This is a genomic window from Neisseria sp. N95_16 (assembly GCF_002551535.2).
Classification (GTDB): Bacteria; Pseudomonadota; Gammaproteobacteria; order Burkholderiales; family Neisseriaceae; genus Neisseria; species Neisseria brasiliensis.
Map to the genome: position 1 here is coordinate 1 of NZ_PDBT02000107.1, position 5,684 is coordinate 5,684.

At 49.2% G+C, this 5,684-nt stretch carries 6 protein-coding genes; 1 reads left to right on the forward strand and 5 read right to left on the reverse strand.

Annotated features, from left to right (window positions below; genetic code table 11):
• The 5 genes from CRG49_RS14095 to rpsU all read right to left on the reverse strand — a co-directional run.
• Positions 1-143 (reverse strand): helix-turn-helix domain-containing protein (locus tag CRG49_RS14095; protein ID WP_157807900.1); only part of this gene is annotated, 143 nt, incomplete at its 3' end.
• 153 nt (positions 144-296) lie between these two features.
• Positions 297-2,255: an RNA polymerase sigma factor RpoD gene (rpoD, locus tag CRG49_RS12105; RefSeq protein ID WP_095503704.1), complete on the reverse strand. Its 1,959-nt coding sequence runs from the start codon at positions 2,253-2,255 to the stop codon at positions 297-299.
• Between the two features lie 182 nt (positions 2,256-2,437).
• On the reverse strand, positions 2,438-4,225 hold the full coding sequence (gene dnaG / locus CRG49_RS12110; RefSeq protein ID WP_095503703.1) for a DNA primase: 1,788 nt from the start codon (positions 4,223-4,225) through the stop codon (positions 2,438-2,440).
• Positions 4,226-4,297: 72 nt separating this feature from the next.
• Complete coding sequence (locus CRG49_RS12115) at positions 4,298-4,747, reverse strand: GatB/YqeY domain-containing protein (RefSeq protein ID WP_095503702.1); 450 nt, start codon at positions 4,745-4,747, stop codon at positions 4,298-4,300.
• Positions 4,748-4,873: 126 nt separating this feature from the next.
• Complete coding sequence (rpsU, locus tag CRG49_RS12120; protein ID WP_003680926.1) at positions 4,874-5,086, reverse strand: 30S ribosomal protein S21; 213 nt, start codon at positions 5,084-5,086, stop codon at positions 4,874-4,876.
• A gap of 427 nt (positions 5,087-5,513) precedes the next feature.
• On the opposite strand from rpsU, the gene CRG49_RS14100 reads away from it, so the two are divergent.
• The coding region (locus tag CRG49_RS14100) for a helix-turn-helix domain-containing protein (RefSeq protein WP_157807890.1) at positions 5,514-5,684 on the forward strand (171 nt) is incomplete at its 3' end.

The window sequence follows — 5,684 nt, forward strand, 5'->3', positions numbered from 1 at the left end:
CCGTTGACGGAATGCCGTCTGATTTCCCGACTGACGGTGGCGGGATGACAACCGATGTTCTGTGCGATTTGGTTTAGGGGTAGGTTGCGGTAATGTCTGGAAATGTAGTATCTTTGGTGTGAGGTCAGTTGTGTGTAGGCCATATTGCAATCTTTCTTGTCAGGAAAGGCAGTATACTACCGCATACTGGCCTTTTCTGTTATTGGAAATTGCACTTGTTAGGCGAATGTAAGGGCCTTTTATCTATGCTAAAAAAGCCGCAGATGATGCTCATCTGCGGCTTTTCAATTCAAGCATTATTGCTTGTTGTCTTCGCTGTCTAAGAAGCTCTTCAAGCGGTCGCTGCGGGTTGGGTGACGCAGTTTGCGCAGGGCTTTGGCTTCGATTTGGCGGATACGCTCGCGCGTGACGTCAAATTGTTTGCCTACTTCTTCCAGCGTGTGGTCGGTGTTCATGTCGATACCGAAGCGCATACGCAACACTTTGGCTTCACGTGGGGTCAGGCTTTCCAGCACTTCTTTGGTCACTTCGTGCAGGCTGGAATACATGGCCGCATCGGCTGGTGCCACGTTGTTGGCATCTTCGATGAAATCGCCCAAGTGTGAATCATCATCGTCGCCGATTGGGGTTTCCATCGAAATCGGCTCTTTGGCGATTTTCATAATTTTGCGGATTTTGTCTTCCGGCATTTCCATCAGCTCGGCCAATTTGGCTGAATCCGGTTCTTCACCGGTTTCTTGCAGATATTGGCGCGAAATGCGGTTCATCTTGTTGATGGTTTCAATCATGTGCACCGGAATGCGGATGGTGCGCGCTTGGTCGGCAATCGAGCGGGTAATCGCCTGACGAATCCACCAAGTGGCGTAGGTCGAGAATTTGTAGCCGCGACGGTATTCGAATTTATCCACGGCTTTCATCAGGCCGATGTTGCCTTCTTGAATCAAATCAAGGAATTGCAAGCCACGGTTGGTGTATTTCTTGGCAATCGAAATCACCAAACGCAAGTTGGCCTGAATCATTTCCTGCTTGGCTGCAGCGGTTTCGCGCTCGCTGGCAACCATGTTTTTATTGATTTCTTTCAATTCTTCAATCGAGATTTGCGTTTCTTTCTGCATATCGGAAAGCGCAGTTTGTTTCTCGATGATGGCATGGCGGAAGCGGTCGAGTGCATCGCTCCATACGCGGCCTTTGGCGACTTCTTCTTCTACCCAATTCAAGTCGGTGATATTCGGCAGGAAGTTGTTGATGAAGTATTCGCGATCCATGTGTACGCGGTCTAAGCAGATGTCGCGGATTTCGCGCTCGAGCTTACGGATTTGGTCAACACGGCCACGCAGGTTGTTGCTCAGGTTTTCGATTTGACGGGTCGAGAAGCGCACTTCCAACAATTTGTTGGCGATGGCATCGCGATGGGTTAAATAAGCCGGATGCTGGCTGTGATGCTTGGCCAATTGCGCGGTCATTTCGGCGTAATCGGCTTCGATTTGGGCGAAATGCTCCAAGACTTTTTGTTTCAGCTCTTCCAAATTGGCAGCGGTCATGCTTTCGGCATCGGCTGCGCTATCATCGTCGCTGTCGTCTTCTTCATCGTCATCGCTGTCTTCATCATCATCGTTGTTTGTGGTGTCGTCAGAAGCATTGCTTTCCAAATGACCCAAGCCCAATTCGTTCAGCAAGACTTCATTCGGGTCGATAATGGCTTCAACTACTTCATCGACGCGGATTTCTTCGTTGCGGATTTGGTCAATCAAGGCCAAGATTTCTGCGACCGAACCCGGGCAGGCAGAAATGGCTTGAACCATGTTTTTAAACGCATTTTCGATTTTTTTGGCGATGATGATTTCGTCTTCGCGTGTCAGCAGGTCAACCTGCCCCATTTCACGCATGTACATACGCACAGGGTCGGTGGTGCGACCGAACTCGGAATCTGCGCTGGAGAGTGCCGCTTCGGCTTCTTCAACGGCATCATCATCGGTAATGGTAGCGGCATTGTCGCTGAGCAGAATGTCTTCGGCATCAGGTGCTTGTTCGGTAACTTGGATGCCCAAGCCGGTAATCATGTTGACGATGTTGTCGATTTGGTCGGCATCAGACATATCGTCCGGCAGGGCATCGTTGATTTCCGCATAGGTAATGTAGCCGCGCTCTTTACCCATGATGATGAGCTGTCGCAGACGAGTACGTTGCTCTTCTACGGTTAACGGACGGTTATCATCTTGATCTTGGTATTCTTCGTGATTTTTAGACATAGATATCTCGTTGTTTAGTGAAAAATGCCAACGGTTTGCCGCAAGGCCGGCACCTGAGGGCGAAGCAGCGCATATCATCGGGATATTGACGCTGAGGCCGTCTGAAACTTTAAGAAAACGGGTGTTCTGCGCTTATTGGTTCGCAGCATGGGACAATGTTTTCAGACGGCCTAAGAAGGAATTCAGAGTTAATTTGCTTTCGACATCAATAACGATACCAAAAATTTCTTTTCATAATCATTCAAACCACTTTGCAGGCTTTTTTGTTTGAGTGATTCAATTTGGCTGTATTTTAACTCATTTAATAGCTTTTTCATGCCGATTTTGAAATTCTCGCATTCGGCTTGGTAGGCTTCTTCGTTGTCTTCCGCCACTTCGTCATCGGTATGGCGGGTTGATTGGAAGATTTGGTTCAACGCGGCTTCATAGGGCGAGCCACGCATATGCTCCAAAATCTGCGCGCTGCTGGGGGGCTGGGCAAAGCTTTTGATGGTTTCGGCCAGATTGGCTAAGCAGGCAAAATCGCCCTCCAGCGCGAGGTATTCGGGCAAGTCTATATATGCAGCCCAATTCGGATTTATCAAGAGGCTGCGGATTTGCCGCTGCACCAAAGTGAGCATCACCGGCTGCTTGAAAGTTTCCTGCGGCAGTTTGTAGCTTTTTTGCTTCACATGACGCTTGGGTGCTTCTTGGCCGAGCAGCTGCGCCAGATTGGCCGGATCGATGCCGACCAATTCACTGAGTGTCTGTTTCAATAAAAAGTTCAGCGCGGGGGCGGTGATTTGCGCCAACAGCGGTGAGGCGGTTTTCACCAATTCCGCTTTGCCTTCCTGCGTATTCAGGTTGAGGCCGTCTGAAAGGTGTTGCCAAAAATATTCCGACAAAGGTTTGCTTTGATTGAGCAGGGCATCTTCAAATTGGGTTTTGCCAAACGCGCGGATGTAGCTGTCGGGGTCGTGTTCTTCGGGCAGAAACAGAAAATGCAGCGATTTATTGTCTTTTAATTGTGGCAGGGCATTTTCCAGCGCGCGCCACGCGGCTTTTTTACCGGCAGCATCGCCGTCGAAGCAGAAATAAATGCTGTCAGCCTGCCGCATCAAGATTTTGACATGGTCGGCGGTGGTGGAGGTGCCGAGCGAGGCTACGCCATAGCCGATGCCAAATTGCGCTAAGGCGACCACGTCCATATAGCCTTCGACGACTAAGATTCGACCGGCTTCTTTAATCGCCGCACGGCCTTCGTATAAACCATAAAGGTTGCGGCCTTTGTCAAACAAAGGCGTATCGGGCGAGTTGAGGTATTTCGGTTTGGAATCGTCCAACACGCGCCCACCGAAGCCGATAACCTGACCGCGTTGGTCGCGAATCGGAAACATAATGCGGTGGCGGAAACGGTCGTAATGCTTGCCTTCGTTGTCGATGACCATGCCGCTGTCGACCAAAGCGGTATTGGGGTAGGGCTGGAACACTTGCGCCAATGGCTGCCAACCGTCGGGCGCGTAGCCTAAGCCGTAGTGGGCGATGATTTCTGCACTCAAGCCGCGTCCGGCCAAATAATCCTGCGCCGGTTTTTGAAATTTAAGCTGTTGCGCATAAAACGAAGCGGCGGAAGCGGTGGTTTCTTCTAGGGTTTGCTGCTTTTTCTTGCGCTCGGCACGCACTTCGGGATTGTCGTTTTGCCCGCGCACTTTCGGCACGGTCATGCCCACACGGTCGGCCAGATACTGCACTGCTTCGGTAAACGACAAACCCTGATATTCCATGATAAAACCGATGGCCGAACCGTGCGCCCCGCAACCGAAACAGTGGTAAAACTGCTTGCTCGGGCTCACCGAAAACGACGGCGATTTTTCTTTGTGAAACGGACAACACGCCATATAGTTGGCGCCGCCTTTTTTCAGCGGTACCTGTTCGTCGATAATATCTACGATATCGACTTTGGCGAGAAGTTCGTCTATGAAATCGGAAGGAATCATGGATTAGGGCGATTCATGCGTTTAATAACAGGGAGATAGGCCGTCTGAAAAAATTCAGACGGCCTTTGGTCTTTATTCAGCGGTTAGGGCGGCTTTTAGGATTTTATTGACTTCGCCCATATCGGCTTTACCGGCAAGCTGGGTTTTCAATACGCTCATCACTTTGCCCATATCAGCCATGCCGGTGGCGCCGGTCATGGTAATGACGGTATCGACGGCAGTTTTGATTTCTTCTTCGCTCATCATTTGCGGCAGATAGCGGTTGAGTACTTCGATTTCGTCGATTTCTTTTTGTGCCAAATCGTAGCGGTCGGCTTCGGCGTAGATTTTGGCGCTGTCTTTACGCTGTTTGACCATTTTGGTCAGAATGGCGATGACTTTTTCATCATCGGCTTCGACGCGTTCATCGACTTCGTATTGTTTGACAGCGGCATTAATCAGGCGGATGGTGCTTAAAGACAATTGGTCTTTGGCTTTCATCGCGGTTTTCATGTCTTCGGTAAGCTGGGTTTTCAGGCTCATGATGGACTCCGTGGGGTTGCAGACGACCTAGGTAATGACAGCATTATAATGAATTTATAAAGGCAAAAACACCGTAGGGCATTCGGCCTTACGGTGTGTCTTGCTCAATACAGGATTGCGCCCGTATTAGTACATTTTAGGAGGCAGTTGTTGGCTGCGCAGGCGTTTTTGCAAGCGTTTGGCAGCAGCTGCTTTTTTGCGTTTGCGTTCGGTAGTTGGTTTTTCGTAAGCTTCACGGGCACGCAGTTCAGTCAACAGACCGGTTTTTTCTACGGCGCGTTTGAAACGACGCATGGCAACTTCAAATGGTTCATTCTCTTTTACACGGATTGCAGGCATTTTATTTCCTTCAAAATTCTTTAAGTTTATGGCAGTCTGAAAAGATTTGATTTGGGTTCAGACGGCCTTATCAATAGGGTTTTGTTTGTATCGCTGGTGCTTAAAACAAGCTGGCGGGATACGCGCCGTGATGTGAACATCACCTCCTAACAAGTCGGCTTGGTGCCGGATAGGGGTCTTTTCTCTGGGTAAAAGACCGGAAACAATTTTGCGATTATCTTATAAATTGCTTTTATGTGTCAAGTTTGGTGCAGGCGTTTTAATGGGGATTGTGTCATTTTGGAATGGATAATATTGGATATATTTGAAAAAGGCCGTCTGAAAATTTTCAGACGGCCTTACATTCGCCTAACAAGTGCAATTTCCAATAACAGAAAAGGCCAGTATGCGGTAGTATACTGCCTTTTCTGACAAGAAAGATTGCAATATGACCTACACACAACTGACCTCACACCAAAGATACTACATTTCCAGACATTACCGCAACCTACCCCTAAACCAAATCGCACAGAACATCGGTTGTCATCCCGCCACCGTCAGTCGGGAAATCAGACGGCATTCCGTCAACGGAACCTACTGTTACCGAAAAGCACAACAG

Coding starts and splice junctions, on each gene's coding strand:
- CRG49_RS12115 (WP_095503702.1), bottom strand. CDS start 4,747: ATGAGCCTGAAAACCCAGCTTACCGAAGACATGAAAACCGCGATGAAA.
- dnaG (WP_095503703.1), bottom strand. CDS start 4,225: ATGATTCCTTCCGATTTCATAGACGAACTTCTCGCCAAAGTCGATATC.
- rpsU (WP_003680926.1), bottom strand. CDS start 5,086: ATGCCTGCAATCCGTGTAAAAGAGAATGAACCATTTGAAGTTGCCATG.